The 16378-nt window shown below is 45.8% G+C and carries 17 protein-coding genes; 6 read left to right on the top strand and 11 right to left on the bottom strand.

Going from position 1 to position 16378, the window contains the following annotated elements; genetic code table 11:
• Positions 1-27: 27 nt before the first annotated feature.
• The 5 genes from Q337_RS0106670 to Q337_RS0106695 form a co-directional block, all read right to left on the bottom strand.
• On the bottom strand, positions 28-744 hold the full coding sequence (locus Q337_RS0106670; protein WP_051526625.1) for an outer membrane protein OmpK: 717 nt from the start codon (positions 742-744) through the stop codon (positions 28-30).
• A 266-nt stretch (positions 745-1010) separates the two neighbouring features.
• Positions 1011-1802, bottom strand: coding sequence for a peroxide stress protein YaaA (gene yaaA / locus Q337_RS0106675; RefSeq protein ID WP_026470942.1), 792 nt, complete (start codon positions 1800-1802; stop codon positions 1011-1013).
• Positions 1803-1961: 159 nt separating this feature from the next.
• Positions 1962-2438 (bottom strand): DUF934 domain-containing protein, encoded by a 477-nt coding sequence (locus tag Q337_RS0106680; protein ID WP_026470943.1) that lies wholly within the window; start codon positions 2436-2438, stop codon positions 1962-1964.
• Entirely contained in the window at positions 2431-4074 is a 1644-nt protein-coding gene (locus tag Q337_RS0106685) for a nitrite/sulfite reductase (RefSeq protein ID WP_026470944.1), read from the bottom strand. Before Q337_RS0106685 ends, Q337_RS0106680 begins: the two co-directional genes overlap by 8 nt.
• Before the next feature lie 743 nt (positions 4075-4817).
• Positions 4818-6011: a CaiB/BaiF CoA transferase family protein gene (locus Q337_RS0106695; RefSeq protein ID WP_084494739.1), complete on the bottom strand. Its 1194-nt coding sequence runs from the start codon at positions 6009-6011 to the stop codon at positions 4818-4820.
• A 288-nt stretch (positions 6012-6299) separates the two neighbouring features.
• Here Q337_RS0106695 and Q337_RS0106700 point away from each other — a divergent pair, with 288 nt between their 5' ends.
• Positions 6300-7307, top strand: coding sequence for an AraC family transcriptional regulator (locus tag Q337_RS0106700; RefSeq protein WP_026470946.1), 1008 nt, complete (start codon positions 6300-6302; stop codon positions 7305-7307).
• Here the strand turns inward: Q337_RS0106700 and Q337_RS0106705 are convergent.
• Positions 7252-8007, bottom strand: a complete 756-nt coding sequence (locus Q337_RS0106705) for a hypothetical protein (RefSeq protein ID WP_026470947.1) — start codon at positions 8005-8007, stop codon at positions 7252-7254. The two genes, Q337_RS0106700 and Q337_RS0106705, sit on opposite strands and share 56 nt — an antisense overlap.
• Before the next feature lie 69 nt (positions 8008-8076).
• Positions 8077-8880: an SDR family oxidoreductase gene (locus tag Q337_RS0106710; protein WP_026470948.1), complete on the bottom strand. Its 804-nt coding sequence runs from the start codon at positions 8878-8880 to the stop codon at positions 8077-8079.
• A gap of 164 nt (positions 8881-9044) precedes the next feature.
• Between Q337_RS0106710 and Q337_RS0106715 the strand changes: the two genes are divergently transcribed.
• The gene (locus tag Q337_RS0106715) at positions 9045-11999 is read left to right on the top strand and encodes a valine--tRNA ligase (protein ID WP_051526626.1); all 2955 of its coding nucleotides are present in this window, start codon (positions 9045-9047) and stop codon (positions 11997-11999) included.
• Between the two features lie 68 nt (positions 12000-12067).
• On the opposite strand, the gene Q337_RS0106720 is transcribed toward Q337_RS0106715, so the two are convergent.
• A complete protein-coding gene (locus Q337_RS0106720) occupies positions 12068-12580 on the bottom strand; it encodes a hypothetical protein (RefSeq protein ID WP_026470950.1) in 513 nt (170 codons plus the stop codon).
• A 9-nt stretch (positions 12581-12589) separates the two neighbouring features.
• Entirely contained in the window at positions 12590-12748 is a 159-nt protein-coding gene (locus tag Q337_RS18785; RefSeq protein WP_156935718.1) for a hypothetical protein, read from the bottom strand.
• A gap of 121 nt (positions 12749-12869) precedes the next feature.
• Between Q337_RS18785 and Q337_RS0106730 the strand changes: the two genes are divergently transcribed.
• The 3 genes from Q337_RS0106730 to Q337_RS0106740 are packed head-to-tail and all read left to right on the top strand — an operon-like array spanning position 12870 to position 13837.
• Positions 12870-13109 (top strand): helix-turn-helix domain-containing protein, encoded by a 240-nt coding sequence (locus Q337_RS0106730; RefSeq protein WP_026470951.1) that lies wholly within the window; start codon positions 12870-12872, stop codon positions 13107-13109.
• Positions 13110-13148: 39 nt separating this feature from the next.
• Positions 13149-13421: a type II toxin-antitoxin system Phd/YefM family antitoxin gene (locus Q337_RS0106735; RefSeq protein WP_026470952.1), complete on the top strand. Its 273-nt coding sequence runs from the start codon at positions 13149-13151 to the stop codon at positions 13419-13421.
• Positions 13415-13837, top strand: a complete 423-nt coding sequence (locus Q337_RS0106740) for a type II toxin-antitoxin system VapC family toxin (protein ID WP_026470953.1) — start codon at positions 13415-13417, stop codon at positions 13835-13837. The genes Q337_RS0106735 and Q337_RS0106740 overlap by 7 nt, the downstream gene beginning before the upstream one ends.
• A 61-nt stretch (positions 13838-13898) precedes the next feature.
• Here the strand turns inward: Q337_RS0106740 and Q337_RS0106745 are convergent, their stop codons facing one another.
• Together Q337_RS0106745 and Q337_RS0106750 are read right to left on the bottom strand one after the other, a co-directional pair.
• Positions 13899-14612 (bottom strand): TIGR04219 family outer membrane beta-barrel protein, encoded by a 714-nt coding sequence (locus Q337_RS0106745; RefSeq protein WP_051526627.1) that lies wholly within the window; start codon positions 14610-14612, stop codon positions 13899-13901.
• A 178-nt stretch (positions 14613-14790) separates the two neighbouring features.
• Positions 14791-15288 carry a hypothetical protein gene (locus Q337_RS0106750; RefSeq protein WP_026470955.1) on the bottom strand — a complete coding sequence of 166 codons (498 nt, stop codon included), beginning with the start codon at positions 15286-15288 and terminating at the stop codon, positions 14791-14793.
• Between the two features lie 115 nt (positions 15289-15403).
• Between Q337_RS0106750 and Q337_RS0106755 the strand changes: the two genes are divergently transcribed.
• Entirely contained in the window at positions 15404-16297 is an 894-nt protein-coding gene (locus Q337_RS0106755) for a 1-aminocyclopropane-1-carboxylate deaminase/D-cysteine desulfhydrase (protein WP_026470956.1), read from the top strand.
• Positions 16298-16378: the final 81 nt, after the last annotated feature.

The following is a 16378-nucleotide window of genomic DNA, read 5'->3' on the forward strand; positions in this document are numbered from 1 at the left end:
ATTGATGTACCCAGTATAGTGAATGCGTTAAAAATGGTATTTCACCAGCGCACTCACATTCTTTTCATCAACATTCTTGATGCCAAACTTATTGATCCAGTAAGAATATTCAATCCCCAGATACAGGCGCGTATTTGGGCTAATCAGCTTGCCAGCATTCCATTTCCACTGTGATGTCCAGTTTAGTTCAGCATCATGGTCAGATTCTTTGCTGGACCAGTCGGCAAACCCATCAAATAAAAAGTCCTGCCCGGCTATAGTCAATGGCACACCATAAGTGACGGTGGTCATCCAGTCGTCCTTGGTGGTTTCATTGTTAGCACGATACAGGTTAATATCCGCATATTTAAAATACGGAATATTCAGGCCAAAACCAATTCCATAAACATAGTTATCAAAATCACTGCCGGATTCCCAGGTGGACGCCAGATAAACATCCTTGATTGGCCCATAAGACAGTTTCTGGCCAGTCAAATACGACAGGCTCAGGCGAGGTGCAAGCTCAAAGTAATTATCTTTTTCATCAGTCTGGCTATAGCGACTATGGTCAATAAAAAAGAAAGCATCGCCCCAGGTTAGGCCAGCTGCATATTCCAGTGTCACGACATCGCGCTTTTCAGGGCCAACTTTATAGTCATCGCCGTGAAGGCCAGTAATGCTAAAGTCCTGCCATAAGGGTTGAGCACAGGCGGCAGACATTGCGACACTACACATTGCCGCAACCATAATGGTTTGAAATTTCATATGACCTCTACTGTTTAGTCAGATAAACAAACTAAACTGCTTGCTACAGTAAACTGGCAAATACTCCTGCACTGGCAGAAATATTCAAAAACCGAATTTTAATATAGAATGTTACAGGAATGTAATATAAGTTTATAAATTGTTAATAGTAGAGGTTTTAATATTTTTATCGTTTTTTAAGTTTTGACCAATAAAAAAGACAGCACACAGGCTGCCTTTTTCTTAAACCATTTTTTCCAACCATGACTATTCAGTCAAAGCCAGTTTCAATCAACCGGGATGGCATCCTGCTGGGCACGCATAAATACCAGTTCATCTTCACTGGAATGCTCGGCAGAATAAATATAGCCTTCAAGATTAAAGTCCTTAAGCTGTTCGGCCTGCGTTAACTGGTTTTTAATGATAAAACGGCTCATCAAGCCGCGGGCCTTTTTGGCATAAAAACTGATTACCTTAAACTGACCATTTTTCTCATCCAGAAATACGGGCTTGATCAGTCTGCCCTGCAACTGATTCACCTTAATCGCCTTAAAGTATTCATCGGATGCTAGATTAACCACTACAGCATCACCTTGCGCCTGCAAAGCCTGATTGACATGGTCAGTAATGGTTTCGCCCCAGAAGCCGTACAAATCCTTGCCTGCCGGATTATTCAGCCGGGTGCCCATTTCCAGCCGGTAGGGCTGCATTAAATCCAGCGGACGCAACAGACCATATAAACCCGACAACATGCGCAAATGTTTCTGGGCAAACTCAAAATCCTTTTTGGTAAAATCCTGTGCCTGCAAGCCTGCGTACACATCACCTTTAAAAGCCAAAATCGCCTGCCGCGCATTTTCCAGATTAAAAATGGGTTCCCAGTTGCAAAAACGCTGTTTGTTGAGTTCGGCAAGCTTGGGACTAATGTCCATAAGGTCAGACAAATCCTGCGTGGTAAGCTCCCGGCAAACATCTACCAGTTCCTGACTTTTATCCAAAAGTTGCGGCTGGGTATGCTCCGTCGTTGCCAGCGGACTTTCATAATCCAGTGTCTTGGCTGGTGAGATCAGTATTAGCATTGTGAATCCTTTCCTCCCTTAAACCGATAATCAACAGGCTGAATATACTATGTTTACCTTAAAAAAGTGTGTATAAAAAAACCCTTGCACAGTTTTAAGGCAAGGGTTTTTAAGCGAGTACCAGCAATAGCCAGAAATGGCCAAACGGTTCTGGCGAATTTACTGGCCAGTCTGGTAGCTGGCTTTTTGTACCGCAACGGAAGCCTGATAAGGCACTGTGAAGTCATTCAGGCCCGCAGCAGCTTCGTTAACGTCCTTACCTTCCTTTAAAATAAAGGAGTCAAAGCTCACACGCTTCATGTAGTTTAAAGTGTCTTTAAACACATCGCCTAACGCGCGTAGCTCACCCACAAAGCCCTGGCGACGCAGCAATGCCGCAAACGAATACCCACGGCCATCATTGAAACCGGCAAACTCAATGGCAATCAGGTCTAGCTGGTTAACCGGGAATGAATAATCTTCCGGTGAATTGGCAACAGTAATCAGCAGGCCTTTTTTGCCCTGCACTTCAGCCAGACGATCCAGCTCAGTGGCACGCAACAATACATTGCCAGTTGGCATTACACCGTCTTCACCAATCATCTGGTATTCATCTTCGCAGATGCTGCCATCTTTAAACAACACAGTATTAGGCATAAACGCGCTCCTTGAATGGGGTGATGCCAACGCGGCGATAGGTATCAAGGAAACGCTCATTCTCTACGCGCAAATCCAGATAGGTGTTAAGGACTTCTTCCACGATATCGGCCATGTCTTCTGCGGCAAAGGATGGCCCCAGAATATCGCCAATGCTGGCATCATGGTCGCTATTACCACCCAGAGTCACCTGATAAAACTCGGCACCCTTTTTGTCCACGCCCAGAATCCCAATGTGTCCCACATGGTGATGACCACAGGCATTCATACAACCGGAAATATTCAGGTCAATCTTGCCCAATTCATACACACTGTCCAGATCATCAAAGCGGCGGCTAATAGCTTCGGCAATCGGAATAGATTTGGCATTGGCCAGTGAGCAGTAATCACCGCCGGGACAGCACACGATATCAGTCACAAAACCAATATGCGCACGCGCCATGTTGTGCTGGTTTAAGATCTGATACAGGTCGTACAGGTCTTTTTGTGGCACATCCGCCAGCACCATGTTTTGCTCATGGGTATTACGGATTTCACCAAAGCTATAGCGATCCGCCAGATCAGCCACCATGTCCAGCTCATCATCGGTCAGGTCACCCGGTGCAACCCCTACACGCTTGAGTGAAATGGTCACAATGCGATAACCCGGCACTTTATGCGCATGGGTGTTATGGCGATACCAGTTGGCAAATGCGGGTTCAGCCTGAAACTGTGCCGTCCAGTCGATATCCTGCAGGTTTTCATAGGCTGGTGGCGCAAACACAGCATCCATTCTGGCCATTAGCTCAGCATCAACCTTGCGTTGTTCACGAATTTGCGCAAACTCGGCTTCTACCTTTTGGGCAAATACTGGCGGAGTTAAAGCTTTAACCAGAATCTTGATACGTGCCTTGTACTTGTTATCACGACGGCCATGCAGGTTATACACCCGCAGTACAGCTTCCAGATAGGCAATCAGGTCTTCACGCGGCAGGTAATCACGAATTACGCTACCAATAATCGGGGTACGACCCAGACCGCCGCCCACCAGAATTTTATAGCCCAGTTCACCGGCAGCATTTTTTACCAGATACACGCCAATATCATGCAAGGCAGTTGCTGCACGATCGGTTTCTTCCAGCGCGGACACGGCAATCTTGAACTTGCGTGGCAGGAAGGCAAACTCCGGATGGAATGTGCTCCACTGGCGGATCAGCTCACAGGTAGGACGCGGGTCTTCAATTTCACCGGCCACCACGCCAGCAAACTGGTCGGTGGTAGTGTTACGGATACAGTTACCGCTGGTTTGAATGGCATGCATTTGCACCGTGGCCAGTTCAGCCAGAATATCCGGTACATTTTCCAGTGCAGGCCAGTTCAGCTGAATGTTCTGGCGGGTGGAAATATGCGCGTAGCCACGGTCATACTGACGGGTAATGTCCGCAATCTTGCGTAACTGTTTGCTATTTAACAGGCCATAAGGCACAGCAATCCGCAGCATGGGCGCATAGCGCTGCACATACAGGCCGTTTTGCAGGCGTAAGGGACGATATTCGTCTTCAGACAGGGTTCCTGCGAGGTAACGCTGGGTTTGATCGCGGAATTGAGCAACGCGCTCGTTAACCAGTTGCTGGTCAAGATCGGTGTATAAATACATGGCGTATGGCTAGATTCATTGTATAAGTTTAGGTGCAAAGCATACCTAGGTTTGCTTCATCAATAAAACGTTTTTTTTGCATAATTCATAACGGTTTTATTGATAAACCCTTAACCCGGCCTTATTGTTTTAAATGACCTGCGATTTAAAATGCCTGTTAATTTAAAATCCCTAGGGTGTAAACATTGAGATATAAAAAAGCCCGACAATATTCATCCTGAATGGCCGGGCATTTCTTTAGCATCCTGCTGTACATCCTGTTCTCGATATATCCCATCGAGCCTTGCGATTGTTGCCAACCTCTCAGTTAGCGCTATCCTTATGGCTAATCCGTGCCATGTCATCCTTGATTCGCTAAACACATCATCTCGCATCTGGCCTTTCCAAAACAGTCGCCACAACCCCAATCTCTGTACGCCATGGCTTACAAAAGTTAACAATTGTTAACCAAGTGTTCGCTAATCGCTCTACAATGATTTGACCATAGTTTAGGAATCAAAATTAAGCCTTTGGTTTTAAACATTAAAATAATAAAGTATTAGGCCTACATTTATGCATTAACGCTAACTGCAAAGATTTAACTGGTCGATGAATAGGCTTACATAAAAGAAAGTTCTATTAGACTTTTTTCATAACCCTCTCTTGTGCTTCGCTCACTTGAGCAAAAAATACGGCTAAAGCATTTTACAGCGCAAGAAGGGGAATTTAGCAAAACATCATAAACCAGTCATATTTGGCACTGCTTATAAATCTTCCCAGCCAGTTTCACCTAGTTGCTGGCCTGCATAGTCATAGCGCGCCTGGCTTCTAGAAAACTTGATTGGGCAAGCCAGTTGTTTTTGACTAGCTGCCTGTTCAGCGGTCAAGGGTACATCAACCACCCAGCCGCGTTCCTGCGCCAGTGGTGAATCTGCTGCTTCTTTGAGGGTTAAAACAGGTTCAACACACACATCCAGTGCTGCAAACACCTGCTGCCAGTGGCTAAATGGCTGTGCTGCAATCGCCTCACTGACTGCCTGCTTAACCGCCTGACGATCCTCATTAAACATGGATGCGCCTTTTTGCGCTAGAACAGGCAGGTTTAAGGCAGCACTTAAGCCCATCATGAATTGTGGCTCCAGGCTACCCACAGAAATATAACGGCCATCCGAGGTTTTAAAATAATCGTAATAACTGCCGCCATTTAAGGTTGCTGCTTCCGGTGCCTGATCTTCCCCACCTGCAATCTGCGCTGAAGCTGCCATGTTGTTTAAGGTAAATACGCAGTCGGTCATCGAGATATCAATATGCTGGCCCTGCCCGCTCTGGTTACGCTCAATCACGGCTGCCAATACACCAATTACTGCATGCAATGAACCACCTGCCACATCAGCAACCTGAATGCCCAGCGCTGGTGGGCCACTGTCCTGCCGCCCGCTATGACCGGAAACGCCAGCCAGCGACATATAGTTAATGTCATGACCTGCACGATCCTTATAGGAACCGGTTTGGCCATAACCGGTAATGGAGCAATAAATCAGGCGTGGGTTAATGGCTTTTAAATCATCATAACCCAGTCCCAACCGTTGCATGACGCCAGGACGAAACTGCTCAACCACAATATCAAACTCGGCCAGCAGGCCTTTTATTTTTTCAATGTTTTCGGGGTTTTTAAGGTCAACTGCCAGTGATTTTTTATTACGGTTTAAATAGGCATGCGCTGTGGCCTGGCCATCCGCATACGGTGGCATCACACGCACCAGATCAACCCGTGTGGGTGATTCTACATGAATCACTTCAGCGCCCAGATCAGCCAGCATCAAGGTTGCAAATGGCCCCGGCAGCAAGGTTGAAAAATCCAGTACTTTCAAACCAGCCAGCGGTGTGCTTGAACCAGTTGATGGTGAAGGTGCTGATGAAGCAGATGGCGCATTGGATTGAGTCGTATTTTGTGTCATGGAATTTCCAGTTAAACGGCCAATACAATAATGGCCAAAGTCGGTTTAAATCATCAGCGAGCCTAGAATGTGCCAAGGCCTGTGAGCAATGACGATAGTTGCCAGTTTGGCTGAGCAAACTTGTCAGTTCGTATTTTGTCCTGAAATGAACTCAAATTAATCAGCCAGATATGCTATGGTAAAGTAGTGATATCAGTTCGTTATATCTGGATTTTTGCATTCTGGTTTTAGCCCAAATGACATTGATTGATATCACATTTAGGCGTTTTATAGTTCCCGAGGTCGATGATGAACCGTGACACCATTAGCATTCACTTTGTCAACGCAGCCCTGACAGGCGTTCGCCGGATGGGTCTTGATGTCAATGCTTTATTGTCCCGTGTGGGAATTGAGCCAGAATTGCTCAGCCAGCCAAAGGCCCGTGTTTCGCCAGACCAGTACACCCGTCTGGCGCAAACCCTGTGGCTGGTGACGCAGGATGAACACCTGGGGTTTGATGCCCAGCCACGTAGATTGGGCACGTTTTCTATCATGTGCCAGCTGATTATTCATGCCGGAACACTGGGTAAAGCACTGGATTTAAGCGCGCAATTTTACCGCCTGTTTGGTGATGACTGGGCCGTGAGCATTGAACGCGACACCCATGAAGCCCGCATGGTAACTCAGATTCCCCCTGAACATGACCCGGATCATTTTATTACCGAAAGCATGCTGATGATCTGGCATGGTTTAGCCTCGTGGCTGATTGAACGGCGTATTCCACTGGAACGCGTGCAGTTTGCCTATCCGCAGCCCAATCATGTTGATGAATACGATGCACTATTTTTCTCACCGGTCATCAAGTTTGATGCACAGCGCACCGAAGTGACCTTTGCAGCGGATTATCTGGATTTGCCGATTCGCCAAACCGAAGCCAGCCTGCAGGAATTCTTAAAGAGTGCGCCTGCGCAGTTATTGGTCAAATTCAAGAATGCCAGCTCACTCACCTCGCGTATTCGTGAAGTGCTGAAAAGTCATATTGGCGAAGAAATGCCAACCCTGAATGAAGTGGCTTCCATGCTGTACCTGTCCCCGCAAACCCTGCGCCGTCGTCTTGCTGCCGAAGGTAAAAGCTATCAGGGTGTAAAAGACAACCTGCGCCGTGACACTGCCATTCACCTGCTGCTCAAGCCAGAACTATCTTTAGAGGACGTGGCACAACAGGTGGGTTTTAGCGAAACCAGTACTTTTCACCGTGCCTTCAAGAAATGGACGGGTGTAACGCCGGGCCTGTATCGACAGCTTCATGCCAGCTAAGCGGATGCGGAATAATAAACTGTTGCAAGTGGCCTGAGGCTGTTTGAAATAATGCCGGATCCATTGCATTGCCTAGCTTGCGCAAGCTTTTATAGGATAAAGCCGTGGTCATGTTCATGACCCCGTCCAGAGTTTTATTGGCAATAAAGTTAAACTTCAGCAATTCCTTAGGCTCTTTTAACAGCTTGGTCACGCCCACATCAATAATTTCAATCAGGCATTCGATAGCATGTAGTGCATTGTCCGCTTTCAGATCTTTTAAATCAGCCAGAGCATTAAGGGCTTTTTGCGCCAGCTTGTCAGGTATGGCATAAATCAGGCATGGAATGGCAGCACTATTAATGGAGCACTCATTAATCAGTTGGTGATAATGCGCAATCACCGGCTTTAGGCGTTTGGCATCAAACCAACTGACAGCCCAGCCAAAATACTTGCGAATAATGCCCTTGATTTCTTCAATATGGCTTAGGGACTCCTTGAAGCTGGCAATTTTTTCTTCAGCCATTTCCTTGACACTAGCAAATTGCTGCACCATGTCAGTAAAGATATAATCAATAATATGACAAGTGGCTTCACTCATTAAGCGCCCTGCTTTTTCAGCAATTGAGCTGTCGTGGGCCACCGATGAGGTATGCAACTGTTCCAGCTCCTGCCGGATTAAATCATTGAGCGGTAAAGCAACGGCGTACTGGGTTTCCATATATAGTGCATCCTGTTTTTTAAATGTTGTACTTTCTGCCCAGTTGAATGTTACTGGCTTAGCGTTAATTTAACGCACCTTGCTTTTACGGATCATCCTGTACATTAATGGCGGATATAGCCGTGACAGCCATACGCCGACCTTTTCCTTTAACCCACCAATCACGATATATTCACGTCCAGCCAGAAGTGCCTGTACTGCCTGCTCGGCAAATTCATTACTACTCATGGCATTGGCCTGCGCGTCATCCATGGTTCCCAGCTGATCACCATTGCCTTTTAAAGCTGCCACGGATACATTGGTTTTAACAAAACCAGGAAAAATCACCGACACCTGCAAGCCCTGATCGGCCAGCTCGGCACGCAAACTATTGGCCCACAAATGAATGGCACCTTTTGCTGCTGCATAACTGGCCCGATACTGGGTTCCCAGCAAACCGGCCACACTGGAAATAAATACCACATGCCCTGAACCCTGCTTGAGCATGCTCGGCAGCACCACGCGGGTTAAAGCAACTGGCGCGAAATAATCAATTTCCATAATCTGGCGATCGGTATGATCCAGCGTGTCACAAATCAGTGCCCGCTGGCTAACGCCTGCATTGTTAATTAGGCAATCCAGTCGGCCTTTTTTCTGGATTACTTCGCCATACGCTGTAGCCAGCGATGCATAATCCGTCACATCCAGTGGCAAAATCATGTGCTGTTCGGAATTTTCGAGTTGGCGTGCTACCCGCTTGAGCTCTTCTTCCCGCCGCGCGCTCAATACCACCTGCGCGCCCAGTTTGGCAAACTGCTTGGCCAGCGCTTCGCCAATGCCACTGGATGCACCAGTAATCCAAATCACCTGACCATTAAAATTTTCTTTAGGCATTGCTAGATTTCCCAATCCGTTGGCTAAGGTTATGACAAAAGATCAATACCTTGTAAAGATCAAGACGATGACTACACAGCTTGCACTACGTTTAATCGCAAAAAGCGCACAAAATCCGCTACAATAGTTGCAATTTTTTTCAAACGATTTTCGGATTTTTGTCGATGACCAATACAGTTGACAACAGCGCAGCAGACAATACCGCTGACCAAAACCCAGCCAGCCAGCAAAATATTTCCACCACTTATGACCCAGCTGCCATTGAAGCACACTGGTATAACGTGTGGGAAAAACAGGGCTATTTTAAGCCGCAAGGTGGGGCCAAACCGTTTACCATCATGATTCCACCGCCCAATGTGACCGGTAGCCTGCACATGGGTCATGGCTTTAACAATGCGATTATGGACGCCATGATTCGCTATCACCGGATGCTGGGCGACAACACTTTATGGCAACCGGGCACCGACCATGCCGGTATTGCTACGCAAATGGTGGTAGAACGCCAACTGGCCGCGCAAAACATTAGCCGCCATGATCTTGGCCGTGAAGACTTCATTAGACAAGTCTGGGAATGGAAGGAAAAATCCGGTGGCACCATTACCCAGCAAATTCGCCGTCTGGGTTCTTCGGTCGACTGGTCACGCGAACGCTTTACCATGGATGAAGGCCTGTCCAATGCGGTAAAAGAAGTATTTGTACGCCTGCACGAAGAAGGCCTGATTTATCGCGGCAAGCGTCTGGTGAACTGGGATCCAAAACTGCACACTGCCTTGTCTGACCTTGAAGTTGAAAATAACGAAGAACAGGGTTCACTGTGGCACTTTAAGTATTTCTTTGAAAATAACAGCACCACAGCCAGTAATGGTGATAATTATCTGGTAGTAGCCACCACGCGTCCTGAAACTTTGCTGGGCGATACTGCCGTTGCTGTGCATCCAGACGATGAACGCTACAAGCACCTGATTGGACAAAACATTCGCCTGCCGATTACTGGCCGTTTAGTGCCGATCGTAGGCGATGACTATGTTGAAAAAGATTTTGGCACCGGTTGCGTAAAAATTACCCCGGCGCATGACTTTAATGACTATGAACTGGGCAAGCGCCATAACCTGCCGTTAATTAATATCTTTAATAAAAATGCAGAAATTCAGGCTGAGTTTGACTGGATTGAAAAAGCGGGCCAGCCAATCACCCAAACTCTTGCAGCACCAAGCGACTATGCCGGTGTGGAACGCTTTGCAGCACGCAAAAAACTGGTAGCACAGGCCGAAAGTGAGGGCTGGCTGGAAAAAATTGAGCCGTACACCCTCAAAGCACCGCGCGGTGACCGTTCCGGTGTGATTGTTGAACCGCTGCTAACCGACCAGTGGTACGTGAAAATTGCCCCGCTGGCCGAGCCTGCCATTGAAGCCGTTAAAAATGGCGACATCAAGTTTGTGCCTGAGCAATACAGCAACATGTATATGGCCTGGATGAACAACATTCAGGACTGGTGTATTAGCCGCCAGTTGTGGTGGGGACATCGGATTCCCGCATGGTACGCGCAGGATGGTTCGGTTTATGTGGGTCGCAGTGAAGATGAAGTGCGCCAGAAATATAATCTGGGTAGCGATATCAGCCTGAATCAGGATGAAGATGTATTAGATACATGGTTCTCCTCTGCCCTGTGGACGTTCTCAACGCTGGACTGGACCGGCGATGCCGCCAAGGATGCGGAAAATTATTTCTTAAAAACGTTCCATTCTACCGATGTGCTGGTGACTGGCTTTGACATTATTTTCTTCTGGGTTGCCCGGATGATTATGATGACACTGCATTTTGTCAAAGATGAAAACGGTAAACCACAAGTGCCGTTTAAAACAGTATATGTGCATGGGCTGGTGCGTGATGGCGAAGGCCAGAAAATGTCCAAATCCAAGGGCAACGTGCTTGATCCATTAGACCTGGTTGACGGTATTGATCTGGAAACCCTGATTGCCAAGCGTACCACCGGCCTGATGAATCCCAAGGATGCCGCCAAGATTGAGAAAGCCACCCGCAAGGAATTCCCGGATGGCATTAATGCTTATGGCACCGATGCGCTACGTTTTACTTTCTGTGCGCTGGCTAATACCGGACGTGACATCAAGTTTGACTTAAAACGTGTCGAAGGCTACCGTAACTTCTGCAACAAGATCTGGAATGCTACCCGTTTTGTATTGATGAATGTGGAAGGTAAAACTGTTGGTCAAGCACCACGCACTGACCTGTGGGAACTGCCGGAACAGTGGATTGTCAGCCGCCTGCAAAAGGCTGAAGCTGCCGTGCATAAAGCCTTTGCAGATTATCGTCTGGATATGGTGGCACAAACCATGTACGACTTTATCTGGAATGAATATTGCGACTGGTATGTAGAACTAACCAAGCCAGTATTGAACAGTGACGAGGTGAGTGAAGAACGCAAGGCCGAAGTGCGTCGTGTGCTGCTTGCTACGCTGGAAAGCAGCTTGCGTTTGCTGCATCCACTGATGCCATTCTTGACTGAAGAAATCTGGCAAACCGTTGCGCCCATGATTGGTAAAAAAGCTGTTGGTCGCGATGACGCTACCATTATGCTGGCACCTTTCCCGCAGCCGGAAGATGCCAAAATCAATGAACAGGCCGAAGCCGACATGCTGTGGTTACAAGGCCTGATTGGTGCGGTGCGTAATATTCGTGGTGAAATGGGCTTGGGTAACGCCCGCTCGCTGCCCGTGTTGCTGAAAAATGTGAGTAACAAGGAACGTGAGCAACTAAGCCGCATTGAACCATTGTTTAAGGCATTATCCAAAGTGGAAACAATTGAATTCCTGTCCAATGATCAGGAACCACCGCTGTCGTCCAGTAGTGTGGTTGGTCAGGTTTCCATTTTTGTACCCATGAAAGGCCTGATTGATCCGCAAGCTGAAATTGGCCGCTTGACCAAGAAAATTGAGAAGCTGCAAAAGCAGTTTGATGTACTCAATGGCAAACTGTCTAATCAGGGCTTTCTGTCCAAAGCGCCTGCCAATGTGGTGGAAGCTGAGAAAGCAGTGCTGGCGGATTTGGGTGAGCAATTGCAGAAGCTGAATAGTCAGAAAGCGCAGTTAGAGGCCTTATAGGTTAGAACCATTACACTGCTACTCATTGAGCCAGACTATGCTTTGGCTCAATGTATCATCAATTTAAATTATTTCTTTAGGGTAACCCGCTTAATACGTTTTAACTGGCTGTTATCTAAAAGATAATAATTTGCAAAATATAAGTATTTTCCGTCCTTCCCTTCAACCACTTCCTCTGTCACTAACAGACGACTATCCAAACGTGGTGACTCTATTTCTTCACCAACCCTTGGCCCATCTTCACCCTTATCATAATCAAATGCGCTATAGGCCTCAAATATTTTTGGCACGACCTGCCCAGTTCGTTTATTAACAATAACAGTATCATAACAGCCACTACTGCCACATCCCCATCCTGCGATGACATATTCACCTGCTAATACAGGTTTACTTTTCAGTGCTTCATTTAAACGAGTAGGAAAACTTTTGGCTATCTCATTATTTAAAACCAACTTTGCAGCAGAACCTTTATAATATTCAGTCACTGGATAATCTCTGTACTTTGGATTAGCACTTACCTGTCCAGACAAACACAAAAACATAGTTATCAAGTAAAAGTGACTCTTTTTAAAACTTATCATATTTCTTCCCTATTCATAGTTGATATGACGAATTAATGATGCGTTTTCCAGTGCCCACAACGCGGACATCTTCTTTTGAATAATCCATAGTTCCAGCTTAGAAATGGTAGATAGACAAATAATAGCCAGAAAAATCTTGTAATACTGCTTGCTATTGATTGGGAACATATTTTGCACCCGATGCATTTACTCGTCATAGTCTTATAAAACCCAAATAAATATCCTAAAATGGGATTATTCTAAAACAGGATAAAACTGTCAAGCCAAATGTAAGGCTTGGCAAAAAATCTTGAAGACCATCTATCAACAACGCTATCAAAAGCTTATAGATAATTTAATAACAGCCCGGAAACAGGCTAATTTAACCCAATCCGAAATTGCCCAAAGATTAGGCAAGCCACAGTCTTATATTGCAAAAATTGAGGGAAAAGATAGAAAGCTGGATGTCCTAGAGTTTATTGAACTATGTGAAGTGTTGCAGATCGAAGCATCAGTACTTATTAAAAAACTTGAGAAAATTTACCACTAAATGTACAATCTAAATGTACATCTAAAAAAGGAACTACCCATGACCTCCATTCCTTTTACGCAAGCACGTGCTCACCTTGCCGATCTTATCGACCAGAGCAAGCAAGGTGAAAAAGTCTTTATTTCCCAACGCGGCCAGACTACCGCTGTTTTGATGTCTGTTCCAGAATATCAAAAACTAACAGGTCAGCCCTCAGATATTGCGGAGAGCCTTAACGCTTGGCGAGAAAGATTTAAAGATGAGTTAAACGATTCTGACGAAGACTTTATAGTTGAACGCGACCAATCTGAAGGACGGGATTTCTCTTGGTAAGTCAGGTTAGCCTTTTATTAGACACAAATATTATTTCAGAATTGGTCAAAGCTGAACCTCATCCTCATGTTCTACAGCAGTTTCAAGGTTATAAACAGGAAATTGCGATTCCAAGTCTGGTCTGGCACGAACTGCGCTTCGGCTGGTTAAGGATGCCTAACAGCAAACGTAAGCAGTCCATTGGCCTCTTTCTTCACGATGTAGTGAGCCTAGTTCCGATATTGCCGTATGACACGGCAGCAGCAAAAATTCATGCAGAAATTAGAGTAGAAGCACAGAGAATTGGCCAAACCCTGCCTTTTGCAGATGGCCAGATTGCAGCAATTGCAATGTCACAGGGTTTAAGTCTGGTTACTCGTAATACCAAGGATTTTGAAACAATTTGTGGACTTCGGCTAATTAACTGGTTTGAATAAGCTATAAAAAAGCCGATTACTTTATAAAGCAACCGGCTTAATAGATAAAGCAATCAACAGATTAAAAATGCGCTTCCAACCCTAAATAAGGCCCTTTTGCTTCAATCTTGTCAAAGCTACTGTTTGAATCATCATCAAAATTGATGGTCATGGCGCGGTAGCCAAACTTTACACCCAGATCCAGCGCAATATTCTGAATAAAGTTGTATTTCACTTCAGCATTGATATCACTAAAATCCGCATCGCTATTCTGGCCTGCCATTACTTCCGCTTTGGCGCTAAAACCGGTAAATGGCAGCTTGCCGCCCGCAGCAACATATAAGGCTGGTACGGTTTCATCATAGTTATTTTTAACTATAGCGCCGGCATTACCGACGGTTAAACGCACCGCATCCTTGGTGTTCACCCGCTTTACCCCAAGCCCGGCATCAACACTGACGATATTGTCCAGAATTTCGTAATAGCCCAGCGCATCCAGCGTTTGCACACCGACGGTCTGATCAACGTTATACAGGGCATTGCCAGAGCTTTCAGTATTGCTAAAATCGCTGTAGCGCAGCTTGATGTTAGGCACAAATGGAATCGGATGCTCAAAGGCCAGATTGTACACGGCATTAAACTTGTCATCCGACTGCCCCGCGCTATCTTCTGCCTTGGTATACATGCCATCCACACCGACATATAAGCCAATAAAATCAGCGTGCGCGGTGGTACTCAGCAGGCCAGCCAGTGCTGCTACTATTCCAAACCCATAATTTAAAAACTGCTTTGGCATTTTCGTTCCTGTTGTTTGATAAAGCTTTTACATCTAATAAAGCGCTCAGTTGATTCATTTGATAGCGCTGTCATAAAAAGCGCGCCATTGTAAATCAGTTTTGAAATTTAATGGACACGCTTTATTGTTGTGCAATAGTGATGGATACATCTGCTTAAAGATAAAAATTTTTAGATTCTTACTTAACCAACGTAAATGTGTCTTTAAACTGTGGCCATTCCTGCAAAAAGCTGGTGGCATAAGGCTTGTCTTTGGCCAGCAGTTGATCCAGCTGCCGATGCACGGTGTAAAGCATAAATACATCCATTTCCAGCAGGTTGGCATCGAATGTACCGGCTTCATTCAGGCGAGCCTGACGCTGTTGCTGTGCCACCTGCACAATAATATCCATTGCTTCCCGGCCTGCAAATACGGCATAGGCCCGCAGCCGCAATTCCAGTTTTTGCCAGTCATCTGCCAATTGCTTAAAGGTAGCCAGCTCGCTTTGGGTCGAGCGCCAGCCAATTTGTGCAATATTGATTTTACCGCTAACGTTTTCCGGCAATACGGGTTCCAGCAAGTCAGCCGTACTTAAAAAAATCTTTTTGAGGGCCATCACCTGTGCAATATCCTTGGCACCCTGCCCCAGATCCAGCGTGGCAGTTTTTTGCAGGTCGGTTAAATAGACGTTAAGCATGACAGGCCATCTTTTATGATAAAAACAGCGTCTATTGTAGCGAACATTGCCAATAGATTTTAAACTTCCGCCAATATATTCACGTTTGCCTGTTACTTTAATATGTTGATTACTGATGCTGATTGATGCGGCTAATAGTCCTAACCAGCGACTGATGCTTGAATTTCCCAACAATATTAGCGTTTTTATCAAGCGTGAAGATTTGCTACACCCGCAGATTTCCGGCAATAAATTCCGCAAGCTTAAATACAATCTGCATGCAGCACGGCAGATGGACTACAACACCTTGCTGACGTTTGGCGGTGCCTATTCCAACCATATTGCAGCGGTGGCAGCGGCAGGTGATGAATTTGGCTTTAACACCATTGGTATTATTCGCGGTGAAGAACTGGTTGATAAAATTAATGACAATCCAACGCTTAAGCTCGCCCAGCAACAAGGCATGCAGCTTGTGTTTATCAGCCGTGCGGATTATCGCAGTAAAAGCCAGGCTGATTTTATCCAGAAGCTTAATAACCAGTTTGGTGAATTTTATTTAATTCCGGAAGGTGGAACCAATGCACTGGCTGTAGAAGGTTGCAGGGAAATATTGACAGCACAGGACAAGCAACAATTTGATTATGTCTGCTGCGCGGTAGGCACAGGCGGCACTATTGCAGGCATTATTGAATCCAGTACTGATCAGCAAACCATTTTGGGCTTTCCCGCTCTCAAAGGTGATTTCTTGCAAGCACAAATCCAGCAATGGACGAATAAAACCAACTGGCAGCTTATACCCGATTATCACGGTGGTGGTTATGCCAGAACCACGCCTGCGCTTTTGCAGTTTGTGCAAGATTTTAAAGCCCAGACCGGGATTGAAATTGAACCGATTTATACCGGCAAAATGCTGTTTGGTTTATTTGATTTAATTCATAAACATTATTTTCCAGCAAACAGCCAGATTCTGGTAATTCATACCGGTGGCCTGCAAGGCAACTTAAGCAGTCGATTTAACAGCGTTATCTAAGCATCGAAATCTGGGTATTGAATAAATTTTTGCGGTTTAAACTTTTACGGCTTAAATGACTGCTTCTCGCTTATAATTAGG

Origin of the sequence: Alkanindiges illinoisensis DSM 15370 (genome assembly GCF_000619845.1) — a bacterium.
Taxonomy (GTDB): domain Bacteria; phylum Pseudomonadota; class Gammaproteobacteria; order Pseudomonadales; family Moraxellaceae; genus Alkanindiges; species Alkanindiges illinoisensis.

Excerpts from the sequence above, each read along its gene's own strand:
- Q337_RS0106710 (WP_026470948.1), bottom strand. The coding sequence starts at position 8,880 with ATGCCTAAAGAAAATTTTAATGGTCAGGTGATTTGGATTACTGGTGCA.
- Q337_RS0106750 (WP_026470955.1), bottom strand. The coding sequence starts at position 15,288 with ATGCTTAACGTCTATTTAACCGACCTGCAAAAAACTGCCACGCTGGAT.
- Q337_RS0106685 (WP_026470944.1), bottom strand. The coding sequence starts at position 4,074 with ATGTATTTATACACCGATCTTGACCAGCAACTGGTTAACGAGCGCGTT.
- Q337_RS0106705 (WP_026470947.1), bottom strand. The coding sequence starts at position 8,007 with ATGGAAACCCAGTACGCCGTTGCTTTACCGCTCAATGATTTAATCCGG.
- Q337_RS18785 (WP_156935718.1), bottom strand. The coding sequence starts at position 12,748 with ATGTTCCCAATCAATAGCAAGCAGTATTACAAGATTTTTCTGGCTATT.
- Q337_RS0106755 (WP_026470956.1), top strand. The coding sequence starts at position 15,404 with ATGCTGATTGATGCGGCTAATAGTCCTAACCAGCGACTGATGCTTGAA.
- Q337_RS0106695 (WP_084494739.1), bottom strand. The coding sequence starts at position 6,011 with ATGACACAAAATACGACTCAATCCAATGCGCCATCTGCTTCATCAGCA.
- Q337_RS0106700 (WP_026470946.1), top strand. The coding sequence starts at position 6,300 with ATGAACCGTGACACCATTAGCATTCACTTTGTCAACGCAGCCCTGACA.
- Q337_RS0106720 (WP_026470950.1), bottom strand. The coding sequence starts at position 12,580 with ATGATAAGTTTTAAAAAGAGTCACTTTTACTTGATAACTATGTTTTTG.
- yaaA (WP_026470942.1), bottom strand. The coding sequence starts at position 1,802 with ATGCTAATACTGATCTCACCAGCCAAGACACTGGATTATGAAAGTCCG.
- Q337_RS0106670 (WP_051526625.1), bottom strand. The coding sequence starts at position 744 with ATGAAATTTCAAACCATTATGGTTGCGGCAATGTGTAGTGTCGCAATG.
- Q337_RS0106735 (WP_026470952.1), top strand. The coding sequence starts at position 13,149 with ATGACCTCCATTCCTTTTACGCAAGCACGTGCTCACCTTGCCGATCTT.
- Q337_RS0106745 (WP_051526627.1), bottom strand. The coding sequence starts at position 14,612 with ATGCCAAAGCAGTTTTTAAATTATGGGTTTGGAATAGTAGCAGCACTG.
- Q337_RS0106680 (WP_026470943.1), bottom strand. The coding sequence starts at position 2,438 with ATGCCTAATACTGTGTTGTTTAAAGATGGCAGCATCTGCGAAGATGAA.
- Q337_RS0106715 (WP_051526626.1), top strand. The coding sequence starts at position 9,045 with ATGACCAATACAGTTGACAACAGCGCAGCAGACAATACCGCTGACCAA.